At 66.1% G+C, this 19,074-nt stretch carries 15 protein-coding genes; 12 read left to right on the top strand and 3 right to left on the bottom strand.

The annotated features are described in order from the left end of the window. Positions 1-114: 114 nt before the first annotated feature. The 5 genes from WBA11_RS02225 to WBA11_RS02205 all read left to right on the top strand — a co-directional run bounded on the left by WBA11_RS02225 (position 115) and on the right by WBA11_RS02205 (position 8,247). On the top strand, positions 115-747 hold the full coding sequence (locus WBA11_RS02225; protein ID WP_424519099.1) for a TetR/AcrR family transcriptional regulator: 633 nt from the start codon (positions 115-117) through the stop codon (positions 745-747). A gap of 163 nt (positions 748-910) precedes the next feature. After that, complete coding sequence (locus WBA11_RS02220; RefSeq protein WP_424519098.1) at positions 911-2,794, top strand: AMP-dependent synthetase/ligase; 1,884 nt, start codon at positions 911-913, stop codon at positions 2,792-2,794. Positions 2,795-2,951: 157 nt separating this feature from the next. Further along, positions 2,952-4,343, top strand: coding sequence for an acyl-CoA dehydrogenase family protein (locus tag WBA11_RS02215; protein WP_424519097.1), 1,392 nt, complete (start codon positions 2,952-2,954; stop codon positions 4,341-4,343). Between the two features lie 160 nt (positions 4,344-4,503). Then, entirely contained in the window at positions 4,504-6,921 is a 2,418-nt protein-coding gene (locus WBA11_RS02210; protein ID WP_424519096.1) for a 3-hydroxyacyl-CoA dehydrogenase NAD-binding domain-containing protein, read from the top strand. Between the two features lie 132 nt (positions 6,922-7,053). After that, the gene (locus WBA11_RS02205) at positions 7,054-8,247 is read left to right on the top strand and encodes a thiolase family protein (RefSeq protein ID WP_424519095.1); all 1,194 of its coding nucleotides are present in this window, start codon (positions 7,054-7,056) and stop codon (positions 8,245-8,247) included. Positions 8,248-8,389: 142 nt separating this feature from the next. On the opposite strand, the gene WBA11_RS02200 is transcribed toward WBA11_RS02205, so the two are convergent. Then, complete coding sequence (locus WBA11_RS02200; protein ID WP_424519094.1) at positions 8,390-8,806, bottom strand: T9SS type A sorting domain-containing protein; 417 nt, start codon at positions 8,804-8,806, stop codon at positions 8,390-8,392. Positions 8,807-9,178: 372 nt separating this feature from the next. Here WBA11_RS02200 and WBA11_RS02195 point away from each other — a divergent pair, with 372 nt between their 5' ends. After that, on the top strand, positions 9,179-10,765 hold the full coding sequence (locus tag WBA11_RS02195) for an AbgT family transporter (RefSeq protein ID WP_424519093.1): 1,587 nt from the start codon (positions 9,179-9,181) through the stop codon (positions 10,763-10,765). A 67-nt stretch (positions 10,766-10,832) separates the two neighbouring features. On the opposite strand, the gene WBA11_RS02190 is transcribed toward WBA11_RS02195, so the two are convergent. After that, positions 10,833-11,756 (bottom strand): metallophosphoesterase, encoded by a 924-nt coding sequence (locus WBA11_RS02190; RefSeq protein WP_424519092.1) that lies wholly within the window; start codon positions 11,754-11,756, stop codon positions 10,833-10,835. A 222-nt stretch (positions 11,757-11,978) separates the two neighbouring features. Here WBA11_RS02190 and WBA11_RS02185 point away from each other — a divergent pair, with 222 nt between their 5' ends. From WBA11_RS02185 to WBA11_RS02165, 5 genes are all read left to right on the top strand, one after another. Continuing rightward, positions 11,979-12,476, top strand: a complete 498-nt coding sequence (locus WBA11_RS02185) for a hypothetical protein (protein ID WP_424519091.1) — start codon at positions 11,979-11,981, stop codon at positions 12,474-12,476. A gap of 41 nt (positions 12,477-12,517) precedes the next feature. Beyond that, on the top strand, positions 12,518-13,090 hold the full coding sequence (locus WBA11_RS02180; protein WP_424519090.1) for a PRC-barrel domain-containing protein: 573 nt from the start codon (positions 12,518-12,520) through the stop codon (positions 13,088-13,090). After that, on the top strand, positions 13,087-13,659 hold the full coding sequence (locus WBA11_RS02175) for a YsnF/AvaK domain-containing protein (RefSeq protein ID WP_424519089.1): 573 nt from the start codon (positions 13,087-13,089) through the stop codon (positions 13,657-13,659). The genes WBA11_RS02180 and WBA11_RS02175 overlap by 4 nt, the downstream gene beginning before the upstream one ends. A gap of 46 nt (positions 13,660-13,705) precedes the next feature. Then, positions 13,706-14,749 carry a YsnF/AvaK domain-containing protein gene (locus tag WBA11_RS02170; protein ID WP_424519088.1) on the top strand — a complete coding sequence of 348 codons (1,044 nt, stop codon included), beginning with the start codon at positions 13,706-13,708 and terminating at the stop codon, positions 14,747-14,749. A gap of 81 nt (positions 14,750-14,830) precedes the next feature. Further along, complete coding sequence (locus tag WBA11_RS02165) at positions 14,831-15,667, top strand: hypothetical protein (protein WP_424519087.1); 837 nt, start codon at positions 14,831-14,833, stop codon at positions 15,665-15,667. Between the two features lie 85 nt (positions 15,668-15,752). Here WBA11_RS02165 and WBA11_RS02160 read toward each other — a convergent pair whose 3' ends face one another. After that, positions 15,753-16,892 carry a mechanosensitive ion channel family protein gene (locus tag WBA11_RS02160; protein ID WP_424519086.1) on the bottom strand — a complete coding sequence of 380 codons (1,140 nt, stop codon included), beginning with the start codon at positions 16,890-16,892 and terminating at the stop codon, positions 15,753-15,755. A gap of 161 nt (positions 16,893-17,053) precedes the next feature. Between WBA11_RS02160 and alaS the strand changes: the two genes are divergently transcribed. After that, a partial coding sequence (gene alaS, locus WBA11_RS02155) for an alanine--tRNA ligase (RefSeq protein ID WP_424519085.1) occupies positions 17,054-19,074 on the top strand: 2,021 nt, incomplete at its 3' end.

Genomic DNA, 19,074 nt, shown 5'->3' with positions numbered 1-19,074 from the left:
GCGCGATAGCTGCTTCGCGCTCCTTGCGAGTCGACTCCGGCGATCGCGTTCGGCCCCGTCCCGACTCACCAGACAAAGCCTAGACGTGACGCGAGGGCGCTACCTTCGTCCTCGATGCCGACGCCCTCGACCGCCGTCTCCCCCGCGCCCACGCCGACCGGCCCCGCGCTGCGCCGCGCGCTCCTCGACCACGCCCGTCACCTGCTCGTCACCGACGGCTACGACGCGCTGTCGATGCGCAAGATCGCCCGCGCCGTCGGGTGCTCCGCGACGAGCATCTACCTCTACTTCGACAACAAGGACGCGCTCACGCACGCCTTGATCACCGAGGGAATGGACAAGCTGGCCGTCGCCCTCGAGGACGCGAGCGCCGACCTCGACGACGCACCGCCCCGTCTCCGAGCGCTGTCCCGCGCCTACGTCCGGTTCGGCCTCGACAACCCGGAGTACTACGAGGTCATGTTCCAGCTCCATCCGGAGCGCATGGCCCGCTATCCGGCCGAGGACTACCGCCGCGCCCGCCGCAACGTCGAGATCTTCGAGCGCGCCCTCGAGGACGGACGCGCCGCCGGAACCGTCGAGTCCCCCAACCCGCCCGACGTCGCCGCTTCGGTCCTGTGGACGGCGCTGCACGGGTTGGTCTCGCTCCACCTCGCCCGGCGCGTCGATGTACGCCTCGCAGGCGACGACCTGGTCGAGGCCGGTGTTCGGCAGGCCATGGCCGGGCTCGGCGTCGGCGTGGCCTAGCCAGCATCTCCGGTCGGTCGGGGTGGAGCACGCGAGCGTCCTCGAGGGCGACGGGCGCCCCACAGGTGGCACGCCATTTCGGATCCGTGAGGGCCGAAGGGGGGAACTTTGAAGCGCTTCCAGCGATTTTTGAACGTCCGGTCCTCCATCGCACCTCTCACCCATGGCTCTCCAGATCCACACCGCACCATCCACCTCAAAGGGCGAGGTCGTCTTGGGCAAGACGCTCGCGCAGATGCTCGACGACGCCGTCGAGAAGTACCCCAACCCAAAGGCGTTCAACATGCCCGACGGCAACGGGTGGCGCTCGACCTCGAACGCCGACTTTCAGACGGCCGCCAACGAGATCGCCGTCGGGCTCCTCGAGGCCGGGATCGAACGCGGGGACCGCGTCTCGTTCTTCATGGACAGCGACCTGTATTTCCAGATGATGGACTTCGGGACGCTCATCGGTGGCATGGTCAACGTTCCGTTGTACACGACGTACGCCCCGGAGAACCTGGTCTACGTCGCGGCCCACGCCGAGGCCAAGGCCATCGCGATCACGAACCGGGAGATGCTCGAGAACTACACCGGGTGGGCGGACCAGCTCCCGGACGTCACGTTGGTGATTCTGGCCGAGGGCTCCTTCGAGGGCGTGTCGCTGCCCGAAGCGCAAACGACGATGACGCTCGACGAGCTCCGGGCCTCGGGCCGCGCGGCCATCGAGGCCGCTCCGAACCGGCCCGACGAGCTGCGTGACCAGATCGATGCCTCCGATCTCGCGACGCTGATCTACACGTCTGGCACGACGGGCAAGCCGAAGGGCGTGATGCTCTCGCACGAGAACATCACCTCGAACGCGATCACGGCCATCTCAGGATTCGGCGTGCTCGGCCACCAGGAGGAGACCGTCCTCAACTTCTTGCCGATGACCCACATCTACGCCCGCACGCTGACCCTGGCGAACGCCGGCTACGGGCACACGCTGTTCTACTCGAACCCCGACCGCCTGGTCGAGGACCTACCGAAGGTCCGCCCGACGTTCTTCGCGACCGTCCCGCGCGTCTTGGAGAAGGTGTTCGACAAGGTCTCGCTCGGCATCCAGGAGGCCGAGGGCGCGAAAAAGAAAATCGGTTCCTGGGCGCTCGGTCGCGCCGTCGAGTTCGACGTCGCGAGCCCGCCGTCCGGCCTCGATGGGATCGCACACGGGATCGCCGACAAGCTGGTCTACTCCAAGCTCCGCGAGAAGCTGGGCCTGACGCGCATCAAGGCCGTCACGTCCGGCGGCGCCGCGCTCCGCGCCGACCTCGCTCGTGCGTTCAGCGGCTTTGGAATCCCGGTCTATGAGGGCTACGGCTTGACGGAGACGAGCCCCGTGATCGCCAACAACATCCCCGGCAGCAACCAGCCCGGCACCGTCGGGCCGCCGATCGCGGGCGTCGAGGTCGCGATCGCCGAAGACGGCGAGATCCTGTCTCGCGGCCCGAACACGATGCAGGGCTACTACAAGGCCCAGGACAAAACGGACGAGGTGATCGACGGAGACGGTTGGTTCCACACCGGCGACATCGGCGAGTTCACCCCGGCTGGATTCCTCAAGATCACGGACCGAAAGAAGGCCCTGTTCAAGCTCTCGACGGGCAAGTACGTCATCCCGCAGCCCATCGAGAACGCGCTGACGGAGAGCCCGCTGATCGAGCAGGCCGTCGTCGTGGGCAACAGCCAGAAGTTCACGACCGCGCTCATCTTCCCAAACATGGAGTCCCTCCCGGTTTGGGCCAAGAACAACGGCGTCTCGGCCTCGGGAGACGCGTTGCTCAAGGACGCGAAGGTCCACGCCGAGTTCGAGCGGCTCGTCGCCGACGCGAACCAGGGGATGGACCACTGGAGCCAGGTCCAGCGGTTCCGCTTGGTCCCGGAGACCATGACGGTCGAGAACGAGCTGCTCACGCCCACCATGAAGGTGAAGCGCGGCGCCGTCAACAAGACCTACGACGACCAGATCGACGCGATGTACAAGGCCAGCGTCGAGAAGTCGAGCCACGGCGTCTCCGTCGTCGCCTAGCTCCCCACAGCCCGTCCTCGAGGTCGCGTCCCTCGAGGACTGACCCGTCGTCTCGGCCTCGAGGCCGAGGGTGAACGGGCGCGCGTTCTCGGCGTCACACAACGGGGGAGAACCCCGGGGGCTTAACGCTGTTAACCGAGTACTAGACTCTGATCCCATGGACACACCTGACACGACCTCGATGACGGCTGGCGGCGACGGCGCGCCCTCGACCTCGGACGCGCTCGCGGCGCTCCAAGCGAAGGGCGTCGACCTCGATCGGCTCGTCGCGGCATACAGCGGGATGGACGAGGCGACCGTCGCCACGTCCTACGACACTCTCGAGCGCGCCGCTCGGCCCCGGAAAAAGCGCGAGTACACTCCGCCCGCTCCCAACGGCGACTTCTACGACATCGACGGGATGATCACCGAGGAGCAGCGCCAAAAGATGGCGGAGCTCCGCACGTTTATGGAAGACGAGGTCCAACCCGTCATCAACGACGCGTGGCTCGGCGACCGGACGCCCCTCGAGGTATTGGTCCCGGGCTTCCGCAAGCTCGACTTGCTCACGCCGATCTATGGCGAAGACCTCGAAACGCGCGAGCCGAACGGCTCGGTGATGGAGGGGCTCTTGACCATGGAGATCGCCCGCGTCGACGTGTCGACGGCGACGTTCTTCGGCGTCCACTCGGGGTTGGCGATGCAGTCGCTTCTCGTCTGCGGAAGCGAGGAGCAGAAGGCGGAGTGGCTGCCCCAAATGAGGTCGTGGGACAAGATCGGCGCGTTTGGATTGACCGAGCCCCACGTCGGCTCCGCCATCTCCCGCGGTGTCCAGACGACGGCGCGCCGGGAGGGCGATACGTGGATCCTGAACGGTCAGAAAAAGTGGATCGGCAACTCGACGTTTGCGGATCTCGTCGTGATCTGGGCCAAAGACGAGGCCGACGACCAGGTCAAGGGGTTCGTCGTCCGCGACCCGCAGGAAAACGACGGCTACTCGGTCGAGAAAATCCGCGGCAAGGTGGCGCTCCGCGCCGTCGAGAACGGGCTCATCACGTTGGAGAACTGCCGCGTTCCAGAGTCGGATCGCCTTCAGGAAGCTCACAGCTTCAAGGACGTCGCCGAGGTGCTCAAGCTGACGCGTGCCGGCGTCGCGTGGCAGGGCGTCGGTTGCGCGATGGGGGCCTACGAGCGGAGCCAGCAGTACGCGACGACCCGGATGCAATTCGGCGGCCCGATCGCTCGGTTTCAGCTGATCCAAGACAAGCTCGTCCACATGCTGGGTAGCGTGACGGCCATGCAGACCATGTGCCTCCGCCTGAGCCAGCTCCAAGACGCGGGCGAGATGACCGACGCGCAGGCGTCGCTCGCCAAGGTGTACACGGCCGCTCGGTGCCGCGACACGGTCGCGCTCGCCCGCGACCTCCACGGCGGCAACGGCATCCTCTTGGAGAACCACGTCGCCCGCTACTTCTGCGACACCGAAGCCATCTACTCCTACGAGGGCACCAACGAGATCAACTCGCTGATCGTCGGCCGCGACGTGACCGGCCTGGGCGCGTTTGTCTAAGACGGCTCGGGGTCCAGGGTTCGGGGTTCGTCGCGCGAACCTCGAGGTCGGGCTCCGACTCTGACTTTCCGTCTCGACATCGAGGTGCGGCGTTGAACGTCTGTCCGTCCTCGAGGCCGCCATCTCGCGAACCCTGAACCACGAACCCTGAACCCCAAAAATGGAAACCCAGACCCTAAAAACCGACTCGCCCTCGAGGGAGACGCCCTCGTGGGCGTACAAGCCGTTCCGCACCGCCGCCGTCGTCGGCGCGGGTGTGATGGGCAGCCAGATCGCGGCGCACTTGGCGAACGCCGGCCTCGAGGTCGTGCTGCTCGACGTGACGCCGGAATCCATCGGCCGTGAGGGCGCTAAGGACAGCATCGTCGAGAGCGCCTTCAAGGCGGCGACCAAGATGAAGCCGGAGCCGTTCATGGAGCCGGCCGCGATGGAGCGGGTCACACTCGGCAACTTCGACGACGACTTCGACCGGATCGGTGAGGCCGACTGGGTCATCGAGGTCGTGGTCGAGCGGATGGACATCAAGAAGGACGTCCTCAAGCGTATCGAGGACGCGGCCAGCGACACGGCCGTGATCTCGTCGAACACGTCGGGGCTTCCGATCGCCGAGATGTCGGCGCACCTCTCCGGCGGCTTTAGGTCGCGCTTCCTGGGGACGCACTTTTTCAACCCGCCGCGCTACCTCAAGCTCTTCGAGGTCATCCCGACGCCGGATACGGACTCCGCGATCGTCGACCGCGTGACCGAGTTCGCCCGTGTCCACTTGGGCAAGGGGATCGTGATGGCGAAGGACACGCCGAACTTTATCGGCAACCGGATCGGGACGTATGCCATGTTGGGTGCCGTCGAGCAGTTTGAAAAGGGCGACTTCTCGATCGAGGAGATCGACGCGTTGACGGGCACGCTGATCGGCCACGCGAAGTCGGCCACGTTCCGAACGGCCGACGTCGTCGGTCTCGACACGCTGCGTCACGTCACGGCCAACCTGTACGACGCGATCCCGGACGACGAGAGCCGCGACCGCTTCCAGGTCCCCAACGTGTTGCAGCGCTTGGTCGATCTGAAGCAGCTCGGCGCCAAGTCGAAGGCCGGGTTCTACAAGAAAGAGGGCAAGACGATCAAGTCGTTCGACCCTCAGTCCGGCGAGTACGTCGATCCGAAGGAGGTCGGGTTCGACGCCAAGTCGTTCCGGGGCAAGACGCTGGCGGACACGCTGCGCAACCTGTGGGCTGATGACGGCCGCCCCGGCCAGTTCTTCCGCGAGACGACCCTCGACCTGATCGGCTACACGGTCCGCCGCACGCCCGAGATCTCCGATTCTCCGGCCAACCTGGACCGCGCCCTGCAGTGGGGCTTCGGGTGGGAGATGGGCCCGTACGAGATGTGGGACGCGCTCGGCATCGACGCCGTCCGGTCCGCCCTCGAGGACGCCAGCATCGAGGTCCCGGACTGGGTCTCGGAGGTACCGGAGACGGGCTTCTACCGCGATACCGAGTCCGGCGTACCGGAAATCTGGACGCCAACCTCGAAGCAGTACGAGTCCGACCCGCGTCCGGCCGACGAATGGGGGCTGACCTATCTCAAGGAGGACGAGAACAACACGATCTGGCAGAACGACGAGGCCGCGCTCTTGGACGTCGGCGATGGCGTCGCGCTGTTCGAGTTCCGGTCCAAGTCGAACAGCCTGGGCCAGGAGGTGATCACCGGCGTCCTCGACGCGATCAGCAAGGTCGAGGACGACCGCGACCTGCGCGGTGTGATCATCGGCAACCAGGGCGGCAACTTCTCCGTCGGCGCCAACCTGGGCGAGGTCGCGATGGCCTTGATGATGGGCGAGGTCTCCGACCTCGAGCCGTTCATCGCCAAGTTCCAGCAAGCCGTCCTCAAGATCCGCTACGCGACCAAGCCGGTCGTCGTGGCGACGCATCAGCGCGTGCTGGGCGGCGGCTGCGAGATGACAATGGCGTGCCCGAACCCGGTGCTCGCGGCCGAGACGTACATCGGCTTGGTCGAGCTGGGCGTCGGGCTGATCCCCGCTGGCTGCGGCACCACGATGCTGACCGCGCGCGCGGCCGAGCTCGCAGCCAACAGTGACCGTCCGAGCGAGGTGCAGCCGTTCCTGCGCCAGCACTTCGAGCAGATCGCGACGGCCAAGGTGGCGACCTCGGCGTTCCAGGCGCGCAACATGAACTTGGTCGACGACCGCGCGACGATCGTGATGAACGACGCCCGCCGATTCCACGTCGCCAAGCAGAAGGTGCTGTCACTCAGCGAGCAGGGCTACCTGCCACCACCGGTCCGCTCGAAGATCCCCGTTCTGGGTGCGCCCGGTCGGGCCCAGTTCGAGATCGCGCTCCATCAGTTCGAGGAAGGCGGCTACGCCTCGGAGTACGATCACTACCTCGGATCCCGCCTGGCCTGGATCATGACCGGCGGTGACCTGACCGGTCCGGCCGAGGTCCACGAGGACTACCTGCTCGAGCTCGAGCGCGAGGTCTTCCTGTCGCTCCTGGGCGAGGAGAAGACGATGGCCCGCATCCAGAGCATCCTGACCACCAACAAGCCACTGCGCAACTAGGGCTGGGTTTCGGGGAATGGGTTTTGGGTGTTGGGGAAAGCCAGCACCAAGCCCGTCCCGACCTCGAGGTCTGTATTCGGCCTCGAGGTCGCTTCCCCAACCCCTGATCCCCAATCCCTAACCCCCAAACACATGCAAATCAACGAAGCCTACCTCGTCTCCACCGTCCGGACGCCGGTCGGGAAAGCCAATAAGGGTGCCTTGCGTAATGTCCGTCCCGAGCACTTGGGCGCGATCGCCGTCAACGGCGCCATCGAGCGCGTCGCCGGCCTCGAAGGCGACATGATCGACGACTTGGTCCTGGGCTGCGCGTTCCCCGAGGGACCGCAGGGCATGAACATGGCTCGCGCCATCGCCCAGAAGGCACGGCTGCCCGACTCCGTGCCGGGCGTGACCGTCAACCGGTTCTGCTCGTCGGGCATCCAGACCATTGCCCAGGCCTACAACTCGGTCGCGATGGGCCAGGCCGACTGCGTCGTCGCCGGCGGCGTCGAGTCGATGTCGAGCGTCCCGATGGGCGGGTTCTACTTCGCGCCCGATCCGAGCCTGGCCGTCGAGGACCCCGACTTTTACGCCTCGATGGGCATCACGGCCGAAAACGTCGCGACCCAGTTCGACATCAGTCGCGAGGACCAAGACGCGTTCGCGCTCCAGTCCCACCAGCGCGCGGCCGACGCGATCTCGTCGGGCCGCTTTGAGGCCGAGACGGTCGCCGTGCCCGTCGACGAGGTGGTCTACGACGCCGACGAGAGGAGCACGTCCTCGAGGACGTTCGAGCACACGACCGACGAGGGCCCTCGGCCGGACACGTCGCTCGAGGCGTTGGCCCGGCTGCGACCGGCGTTCAAGCAGGGCGGCAGCGTGACGGCCGGAAACTCGTCCCAGATGAACGACGGCGCCGCCGCGTCCGTCATCCTGTCCAAGCGGCTCGTGGACGACCTCGAGGCCGAGCCTCGCGCCAAGCTGTTGGGCTTCGCCGTCGCCGGCGTGGCGCCGGAGATCATGGGCATCGGGCCGATGAAGTCGATCCCGAAGGTGCTGAAGCAGGTCGGGATGGAGGTCAAGGACATCGACCTGATCGAGCTCAACGAGGCGTTCGCGTCGCAGTCGCTCGCCATCGTCCGCGAGTTGGGGCTCGATCCGGACAAGGTCAACGTCAACGGTGGGGCCATCGCCCTCGGTCACCCGCTCGGGTGCACCGGCGCCAAACTGACAGCGACGCTGTTGCACGAGATGGAGCGGCGCTCGTTGCGCTACGGCATCGTCACGATGTGCATCGGGGGCGGGATGGGTGCCTCGGCGGTGTTCGAGAACTTGAAGCGCTAGGTCCGTCCTCGAGGACGACTCGCGGCGGGCGCTGGGACCTCGCGCTGACGCGTTGCTTCTTTGGACAAGCACGGGTAGACAGAAAAGGCCGGGGCCATTCCTTTGGAAAGGAAGCGGCCCCGGCTCGTATCCGTCCAAAACCCTACCGCGCTACTGTAAAGGTCTGGGTCTCGCCGAAGGTCTCGCCCTCGGCTCGAATCACATAGGTTCCTGGCGTCAGACCCTGCACATCGACCTCGAGTGCGACCACGCCGGCAGCAGCTGGTCCGTCGTGAAGGACGGCGACCACGCGTCCGAGTATGTCCAAGACGGTTACCCTGACGCTCTCGATGGCGTCCAAGGTCAGCGTAACGCTAGCCGTGTTCGCCGCAGGGTTAGGAGCAGGTGTGGAGAGGTGCTCCGTTACAGATTCGGGTCCCGTCTCGTCTGCGACGACAAATCCAGAGACGGCAGCCGCACTCGCCAGAAAGTCTGCCTCGTCAGCGCCTGCGACATAAGCGAAGCCGACCGTTTGTGACACTCCAGCATCGAGGTCGAACGGTCCGACACCGATGGCCACGGAGCTGTTGTGAGGGGTGTCCGTAAACGAGTCCGGGAAGGGGGGTCGAATAGAAGTCGAACGTCGGTGTCCCGGAGGGCGCGGGGGACAGTGGCTTCGACTACATCGTAAACCTCGAGCGATATGCTCCGCCTCGAGGTCGAACGCTCGATGGCGCGGTTTATCGGTCCGAGTCCTGAGGGTACGGAGTCGTCCCTTAGGCGGAGACGTCTGACTCGTTGCAGAGGCGTAGCATCGGCGCACTCTCTGACGCGCGTCCTCGAGGTCATCCGTTGAGATGATGCGCCGCTCCGCCCTGGAGGACGATGTGACCCGTGCGCGGAGTCACTCGGCTGTGGTACCCTCGTCTCTTCTCGACTGCTTCCGCCCTCGATGAGCACACCACCCGCAACCGCCGCCGTCCCCAGCAAAGGAATCCTCGGCTGGATCGAGCGGGTCGGCAACCGGCTGCCGGACCCGGTCTTCCTGTTCCTCTACCTGATCGGAGGTCTCGTAGGGATCTCGTTGTTGGCGGCCGGCTTCGACTGGTCGGCGCTGCACCCGACGGCGGTGGGGGAGGACGGAGCACCACTTCTGATCGCGGCTGAGAGCCTGCTGTCGGCGGCCAACATCCAGCGCCTGTGGGTCGAGATGCCGACGACGTTCACGCACTTCCACCCGCTTGGGTACGTGCTGGTCGTGATGCTGGGCGCGGGCGTCGCCGAGCGGACGGGGCTGTTCGGGACGGCCATGCGCGCGGCCGTCCGCAACGCGCCGACGTTCTTGCTGACGCCGGTCGTCGCGCTCGTCGCCATGATGGGCAACCTGGCGGCCGATGCCGCCTACGTCGTCCTGATCCCGCTCGCAGCCGTGATCTACCACGCCGCTGGTCGTCACCCGATCGCAGGTATCGCGGCGTCGTTCGCGGGCGTCTCGGGCGGCTTCTCCGCGAACCTGCTGCCCGGCCAGCTCGACGCGTTGCTGTTCGGGATCACCCAGGAGGCCGTCGAGACGATTCTCCCGACGTGGCAGGCCAACATCGCCGGCAACTGGTACTTCATTGCGTCGATGGTCTTCGTCGCCATCCCGGTCATCTGGTACGTCACGGACAAGATCATCGAGCCCCGCCTGGGCGGGTTCGTCCTCGAGGGCGACCGGGCTGACGAGCCCGACTCCAACGACGAGATCACGGCCGATGAAAAGAAGGGGCTCCGCTGGGCGGGACTCGCGAGCCTGGCCGTGATCGCGCTGTGGACGTTCTTTACGCTCGGGCCTGGGACGCCACTGATCGATGAGGCCGCGACGCCGGAGGCGCGGTTGTCGCCGTTCTATCGGTCGCTCGTGGCCGCCTTCTTCATCCTGTTTCTAGCAGCAGGCTGGGCGTACGGCAAGGCCGTCGGCGTCGTGAAGGACCATCGCGACATCGTCAAGATGATGGCGGGGTCGATGGAGGACCTGGCGTACTACCTCGTCCTCGCCTTCGCTGCCGCCCACTTCGTCGCCATGTTCAACTGGTCGAACCTCGGCCTGATCGTAGCGGTCCATGGCGCGAACGGGCTTGAGCAGATGGCGCTCCCGACGCCGATCCTGCTGATGCTGATCGTTTTGTTTACGGGCCTCATCAACCTGTTCGTCGGCTCGGCGAGTGCGAAGTGGGCGCTCCTGGCGCCGGTCTTGGTCCCGATGCTCATGCTGGTCGGGATCAGCCCCGAGATGACGACGGCCGCGTACCGCGTCGGCGACGGTGCGACCAACATCATCACGCCCTTGATGGTGTACTTCCCGCTCATCCTCATCTTCTGCCAGCGCTGGCAGAAGGAGTTCGGGCTGGGGAGCTTGGCGGCCCTCATGCTCCCGTACTCGTTCGGACTGATGATCGTCGGGCTGGCCTTGGTCGGTCTGTGGGTCGCGTTCGACATCCCGCTTGGTCCTGGGGCCACTGTCGAATACGTGCTGCCCGCTGCGACCGGGACGCCCTAGCTCGGTCTCCGCCCTCGAGGTCGGCGCCCGTCGCGTGCAGCTGACCGGCCTCGAGGACGACTCGCGACTAGGTGTCCAAGATGTCGACCTCTCCTCGTCCTCGACTCGGGACCTCGCCCGTCGGCTGGCGGAGCCGGATCTTGGTCAGCTCGGGCCGGCAGTTGATTCGGATCGGGACCGTCGAAAACCCGATGCCTCGGTTGATGTAGATCCGGTTCGGCGGAGCGCCGATCGAGTCCGCAGCCCAGCCGTCCTCCGCGACCTCACCCTCCTGGATGATGTCGAGCCACGAGCTGTGGTCGCCGGGGATCACCCGGACCTGCCCGCCATGTGTGTGGCCGGCGAACGCCAGGTGGGCCTCTTCGCTCGGGATGTCACGGAACGCCTCCGAGTTGTGCATCAGCCACAACCGCGGCGCGCCGGTGGGCACGGCCTCGAGGGCGGCGTCCACGTCGGACCGGCCGGCCCAGTTCGACCCGACCCCGGCTACCCACAGGGTATCGCCCTCGAGGACGATCGGCGTCGCGTCATTCTCGAGCACGGTCACGCCCACGTCCTCGAGGCCAGCGCGGAGCTGGTCGGCGTACGTCGTCACGAGCTCGCTCGACTGCTTCATCAGGGAGTAGTCGTGGTTGCCGTAGACCGCGACGACGGGGATGCCCGCCTCCCCGAGAGGGCGGACGACGTCGACCGCCTGGACCACGCGTTCGGAGTTCGGTTTGTAGAGGAAGTCGCCCGCGATGAGGACCAACGAGACCGAGTCCTCGATGGCCCTCTGGACGGCCTTCTCGATCATCCCCGTGTTGCCCCCCCACATCCCGATCTGGAAGTCGCTGAGGAGGGCGACCGTCTTTCCATCCCAACCCTGCGGGAGGGCCGGGAGCTCCGCTTCGAAGGCGTGTTCGTCGAGCAGGAACCGGGGCTCGACGACCGTCCCCCAGAGGATGGCGGCGAGGGCGAGGGTGCCGAGGATTTGGAGGACGCGAGTCACGGCAGCGAGCTGGATGAGTAGCCTATGCTAACGCCGATCCAGTGCATGGGGAGATCCCCCAGTTACTGTCTAGGGGTTTGCCTACTGTCATGGGTTATGGGACCATGTGTGGGGTGGGTCTGTAGCATGAAGGCCCGCGATCCTCTCGCAGGTCCTTTCTCACTCACCCCTCTGTTTCCGATGGCAAATATTCCTGTTGAGCGTACCGACTCCGGCTTCCCGATGTGGCTTCTCGGCCTTCTCGGGCTCCTCTTGCTCGGCCTCTTGTTGTGGTTCTTCGTCGGCTCCGACGACGACGACGTGGCCGTCGTGGACGACGTCGAAGAAGTAGGCATCGTCGACGCCGGCGTGACGGACCCCGTGCCCGTCGCGGCGCTGGACATGTCCGACCTGTACGTCACGCGTGTCACCGGCGACCGGACGTTCTTCGTCGCCCCCAGCGAGGCCCAGGCCGACATGGAGACGCTCGTCGTCCTCGATCAGTCGGCGTCTCCCGATGTTCCGGGAATCGAAGGCCAGGTCGACATCAACCCTGGCCAGCGCGTGTCCCTGACGGGCGGACGGATGGAGCCGATGGGCGACTCCGACCTCGCCGGCATGGGTATCCCCGACGACGACCTGAACGCGATGACGACCGAGACGGACATCATCCGTGTCGACGGTGGTTCCGTCAACATCCTCGAGGACGACATGGCCGCACCGGTCGAAGTCGGCGAGTAACCCCATCTCCCCTCTCTTCTCATCTTTAATCCCTCCCATACATGTCCCGCATAGCACTTTCAGACTCAGGCGACTGGCAGCTCGAATTCCCCGATGACCAAGACGTCCGCGGTTACCGCGCCGTCGACAAGGACGGTACCTCCGTCGGCGTCGTCGACGCCATGATCGTCAACACCGAGGAAGAGCGCGTCGACGCGGTCGTCCTCGAGGACGGCACGGAATACCCAGCCGCTGACATCTCCATTGGCGACGGCGTCGTATACCTGACCTCTGTCGATACCGGCGACGTCGACGGAGAAGTCCGCGTGTACGGTGACAGTGGCCGCGTCCTGCGCCGTGAGACCGTTGTAGATGGGGCGTTCGACGATCATGTCGAGGCGTTCCAAGCCCACGCGGGCACGGCGTACACGTCGGCCGCCTACGAGGATTACGAGCCGGCCTACCGGTATGGATTCGAGTCCGCACACGCTGACGAGAACCGGAACCGCAGCTACTTCGACGCCCAGGACGACCTCAAGTCCGGGTACACCTCGACGTACGCTGACCGCGACTACGACACGGACAGCGCGGCTGTCCGGTACGGATACACGCGCGCTCAGCACCTGACCCGATGAGCGACGTCCGGGTCATCCACGATCAAGCTGGACGGCCCGGCGTCGTCGAGTCCGAGTCCGACGAGCGAGTCCGTGTGCGTCTTCCTCATGGGAGCGTGCTCGACTTGCCCGTCGATATGGTCTCGCGCGACCCCGAGGGCGGCTTCAAAGCCGCCGTCTCGTTCAGCGACCTCAACGCCGGCGCCACCCAGGTGCTCCGCGAGGTCGAGGAGACGCTCGACGTCTCGACCCGAACGGTCGAGCGTGGTCGCGTCGTCGCACGGGCGATCACGGACTCGCGCGACCATCCAGTGGACGCGGCCGGATGGCGTGAGACCGTGGAGGTCGACCGCGTGCCGATCAACCGTGTTGTCGATGCCGTTGAGGACGTTCGCGTCGAGGACGGTGTGACCATCGTCCCCGTTTACGAGGAGGTGCTCGTCGTCCACAAGCAACTCATGCTCCGCGAGGAGCTCCACCTTTCTACCCGACGCGAGGAGGTCCCCGGGCCTGCTAGCGTCACCCTTCGCCGCCAGCGCGTCGAGGTCGAGCGGCTCCCGCCGTCCGACGCTGGCCTGAGTGCCGGGTAACCCGCACTCTGTCGACTCTCCTTTCTCCCCAATCCCCTCCATACCCATGGCTAAGACAATTGTCGGTCTTTATGACGACCGCGCCACCGCCCACACTGTTCTCACCGACCTCGAGTCCGCCGGATTCGGACAGGACCACCTTCGCTTTGCGTCTCCCGAGAACGGCGACGCGACCGACTACGACATCGACGTCACCAACGACACCACGCCTGCCGCTCTCGGCAAGTACGGCGTCGCCGACGACGAGGCCCGTTTCTACTCTGAGGGCGTCCGCCGCGGCGGGTCCATCGTGATCGCACGCGTCCACGACGGAGACGTCGAGCGCGCCGTCGACGTGATGGCCGGCCACAACCCGGTCCGCTTCGAAGACCGCGGAGCTGACTACCTCGCTGACTACGACGAGGCCCGCACCTACACCGCTGACCAAGTCGTCGAAAACCGGAACCGCTACGCGGACAAGTCCAAGCAGCGTCTCCAGGAGATCGAGGAGCACCTCAAGATCGGCAAGCGCGACGTCGTCCGTGGTGGCGTCCGCGTAAACCAGTACGTCGAGACTGACGTTGAGGAGGAGACTCTCCGCCTCCGCGAGGAGGAGGCCGTCGTCGACCGCACGGCGATCAACCGTGAGTTGACGCCGGAGCAGGCTGACGCCGCCTTCGAGGCCAAGACCGTCGAAGTCGTCGAGACCGGCCAGGAGGCCGTCGTCGAGAAGACGGCCGTCGTGACGGGCGAGGTCGCCGTGGGCAAGGACGTCAACGTGCGCGAGGAGGTCGTTGGCGGCGAGGTGCGGAGCACCCGCGTCGAGGTCGAGCAGATCGAGGGCGAGGTCCTTACGGCCGCGACGCCCGCGTTCCGCGAGCACTACACGACCGCGTACGCATCGACGGGCCGCGACTTCAGCGACTACGAGCCGGCCTACAAGTACGGCTACGCCGCTGGACAGACCTACTCCGACCGCGACTACGCTGCCGTAGAGAACGACCTCCGGTCGGACTACAGCACGCGTTACAACGACGGAGACGACAGCGTTTGGGACGACTTCAAGGACGCCGTCCGGCACGGCTACAACAAGGCGAAGGCGGCGGTCTAGACCGCGCCTCCGTTTCTCCCAGGCCCGGTCCGTCTCGGCGGATCGGGCCGTCTTGTTCACCCCATCAACACACCTAATCCCATGGCAAACATCCCTGTCGAACGCACCGCCTCCAGTCCCCCGTGGTGGCTTTGGCTACTCGGTCTATTGCTGCTCGGCCTGATCGGCTGGCTCATCGCTAGCGCGCTCGGCGACGACGACGAGGTTGTCGAGGACCCCGTCGAGGTCGTTGACGAGCCGGTCGCGGCGGCCGGCCTCGACCTCTCGGACGTCTACGTGACCCGGGTCGTCGGCGACAACACGTTCTTCGTCGCTCCGACGGCCGACGGCGACGACGAAACGCTCGTCTACCTCGAGGAAGAGCCTACACCGGGTGATGCCGTTGAAGGCCGGTACGACGTGACCGAGGGCCAGCGCATCAGCATCGACGGCGAGATCCTCCCGGTCGGGGACATCGACGTCAGCGAGTGGGGCTTGACCCCCGACCAGGTGGCGTTGGTCGACGACGAGTACGTCCGGGCGACGAGCCTGACCGTCCTCGATGGTGCCGACGACGGACCGATGACCGACGTGTCCCAGCTCGGCGACTTGTCAACGATGGTCGGCTCCTCCGTCGTCCTCGAGGGCGTCTCCGTAACGGAGTTGGCCGGGGACAGCACGTTCTACATCGGGTCCGGTGCTGACCGCGTGCTCGTCGTCCTCGAGGACCTAGGTGAGAGCGAGAGCGGACCTGGAACGGGCGCCGATGGCCGGTTCAACATCGACGTCGGCGACTCGCTGATGCTCGACGCTGAGGTGATGGCGTTCACACGCGGCATGCGCGGGACGACGACCCTGGAAGATGATATGGTCACCGACGCTGAAGACCGCCAGTACGTTCTCGTCGTCAACGAGCGTGGCCAACTGACGATGATGTAGCCCGTTCGGCTCATCTAGCTAGGACGCCCGCTCCAGGTCTCGGTCTGGGGCGGACGTTTTCGTAGTCGATGGCCGCCCTCGAGGTCTACGCGTCAGCGGGCGGCGGGCCGTCATCGAGCTCGCTCGCTCGTGGCGTCGACGGCGGATCGTCCTCGAGGGCGGAACCGGACGCGCGGATGGTCATCGCGATGCGGGCCGGCGGTGGCGCCTGGCCGTCGGCGGGGACGGGCCAGCCCTCGCGCTGCTGGGTGCGGTCGCCGTCGGTGGCCTCGGTCTGGTCGTGGAACAAGATCTGCTGCGTCGGGAAAGGCAGGTCGATCCCTTGTGCGAGAAGAGCCCGGCTGACCTGGCGGAGCACCTTGTCTCGCAGGGCGACGACGTTGCTCCGCGTGGGGTTGGACCACCAGCGGACCCGCAGGTTGACGCTCGACCCCGCCAGGTCCCAGGTGATGACGTCGGGGGCGGGCTCGCTCTTGATGCCGTCGATCGACTGCAACGTCTCGAGAGCGATCCGCTTGGCCTGCTCGATGTCGTCGCCGTAGCCAATTCCGATGTCGTACTGACTGCGGACCATCTGGTAGGCCGTGATAACCTGAACGGGATCCGAGTAGATCTGGCTGTTCGGGATGATGACGCGGCGCCCGTCGTAGGTGCGAATGAACGTCGCTCGGGTCTCGATCGACTCGACGGTCCCGGTGTACTCGCCCGACGTGATCTCGTCACCGGTGCGGAACGGCTCGCGGAGCAGGATGAGGATACCTGCGAGCAGGTTTTGGAAGATGTCTTGGAACGCGAAACCGAGCGCGACACCGCCCAGCCCGAGGGCGCCGAGCAAGCTCCCGATCGTGAACGTCGGGAAGACGACCACGAGCGCGATCAGGATGCCCAGCACCAGGAGGGCCGCGTAGGTGAGCCGGCCCAGCACGATCCCGATGCTCGAGTCCGTCGGCCCCGGCGTGACGCGGTGGACGATGTTGCGGACGACCTTCGCGATCACCCAGATGAACAGGAAGACCACGACCCCGACCGCGACGCGTGGCAAGGCCGCGTAGAACCCGTCGATGAACCCCTGGACCGTGTCCATCGCCTCCGTCGTCGAGGTCGCAAGGTCATCGGCGATGGTCGTCGTGTCTGGAGCCGTGTCGTCGACGATGTCCTCCAACGTCAGGGCCGTGTCGACGGGGACCGTGCCTTGAAAAAGGGTGTCAGCGGGCTGTTGGGGCATCGTCGTACAGGAGGCGTAGCTGAGGGTACGTCCTCGAGGTCGGCGTGCGCCGCCGGGGCGAGCCCGAATCGCTCTCGGGGACGCAGGCGGCGAATCCGCCCGTCCTCGACAGAGCACGAGTGGGGTCGGGGTAGCTTGGCCCCCCGCCCCCGATTGCAGACATGCCGAGCCGTCCCCAGAGTGCCCAGGAGATCCGGGCCGCCTTCCTCGACTTTTTCCGAGAAAAGGACCACGAGATCGTCCCCAGCGCGCCCATCGTCCCGCAGGGCGACCCGACGCTGCTGTTTATCAACGCGGGCATGAACCCGTTTAAGGACGTGTTTCTGGGGACGGGCACGCGGCCGTACGTCCGGGCGGCGGACACCCAGAAGTGCCTGCGCGTGAGCGGCAAGCACAACGACCTCGACGAGGTGGGCATCGACACGTACCACCACACGTTCTTCGAGATGCTCGGCAACTGGAGCTTCGGGGACTACTTCAAAAAGGAGGCGATCGCGTGGGCTTGGGAGCTGCTGGTGGACCAGTGGGGACTCGAGCCGGAGCGATTGTACGTGACCGTCCACGAAGGCGACGAGGCGCTGGGTCTCGGGCCGGACAAGGAGGCGGCCGACCTGTGGGAGTCGGAGACGACGGTGCCGGCGGCGCACATCCTGTACCAGTCCTCAAAGGACAACTTCTGGATGATGGGGGAGACGGGTCCGTGCGGTCCGTGCTCCGAGATCCACGTCGACCTGCGGGACGATCACGAGCGGGCCATCGTGCCGGGTCAGGACCTGGTCAACAAGGACGACCCGCGCGTGATGGAGATCTGGAACCTGGTCTTCATCGGCTACAACGCCTCGAAAGAGGGTGAGACGACCGTCCTCGAGGCGTTGGCCGACAAGCACATCGACACGGGGATGGGGTTCGAGCGGATCTGCGCCGTGCTCCAAGGGAAAACCTCGAACTACGACACCGACCTGTTCACGCCGATCCTGGCCGCGCTCTCAGAGCGCGCCGGCCTCCCCGGCTACGACGCCCTCGATGAGTCGGACCCGGACGACAAGCGCAAGCGCGTCGCGATGCGCGTCGTGGCCGACCACGTTCGGACGCTAGCGATCGCGATCGCGGACGGCGCGTTGCCGGGCAACACGGGCCGGGGCTACGTGCTCCGCCGGATCCTCCGCCGAGCAGTCCGCTACGGCTACCAGGCGCTCGGCCTGCGCGAGCCGTTCCTAGCGTCGTTGCTCCCGGCGCTGTCGAGCGAGATGGGCGACGCGTTCCCCGAACTGATCGAGAGCCAAGACACGGCCGCCCGTATCCTGACTGGCGAGGAGGAGTCGTTTTTTCGAACACTGGAGAGCGGTATAGACCTTTTCAACGCTGTAGCCGGCGCAGCTGGCGAGTTGCAAGCTGCTATGTCGGGCTCCGAAGCGCAGGCTGATGCAGCGGGCTACAGTCTGTTTGACGAGCTAATGGAAGGGCGCTCGCTCAGGACAGTCGTGGAGAATGCCTATGGAGAGATTGGAACGGCTCATAGCGATATGCAGCGAATGTTAGAGCGTGGAAGTGTCCCCGGCGAAGTCGCTTTTCTCCTCCACGACACCTACGGCTTCCCGTCCGACCTGACCGACGTCATGGCGCGCGAGCGCGGCCTGACCGTCGACCACGGCCGGTTCGAGGAACTGATGACCGAGCAGCGCGACCGCGCGCGCGCCGCGTCCGGGTTCGCCCTCGAGGACGAGGACACCGACCTCTGGGACGCCACCGCCGACACGCCCGAGTCCATCGAGTTCGTCGGCTACGACGCCCTCGAGGTCGACGACGCGACCGTGATCCGCACGCGGACCCTCGAGGGCGACGAGCCACGCCATGAGCTCGTCTTGAACCGGACCCCGTTCTACGCCGAGTCCGGCGGGCAGGTGGGCGATACGGGCGTCCTCGAGGCCGAGGGCGAGACGATTCAGGTTCTCGACACTGTCAAGGGAAGCGACGGCGCCATCGTCCACGTCGTCGATCGGCTTCCGTCCTCGAGGACGGTCACGGCCCGAGTCGACGCCGAGACCCGGCAGCGGACGCAGCGGCACCACTCGGCGACGCACCTGCTGCACGCGGCGTTGCGCGAGGTGTTGGGCACGCACGTCCAGCAAAAGGGCTCGCTCGTCGCGCCCGACCGGCTCCGGTTCGACTTCTCGCATTTCGA

It is taken from the genome of Rubrivirga sp., from assembly GCF_049648075.1.
In the GTDB taxonomy this organism is placed as follows: domain Bacteria; phylum Bacteroidota; class Rhodothermia; order Rhodothermales; family Rubricoccaceae; genus Rubrivirga.
Note: the sequence above shows the minus strand (reverse complement) of the source record. Positions and strands in the feature narration are given on the sequence as shown.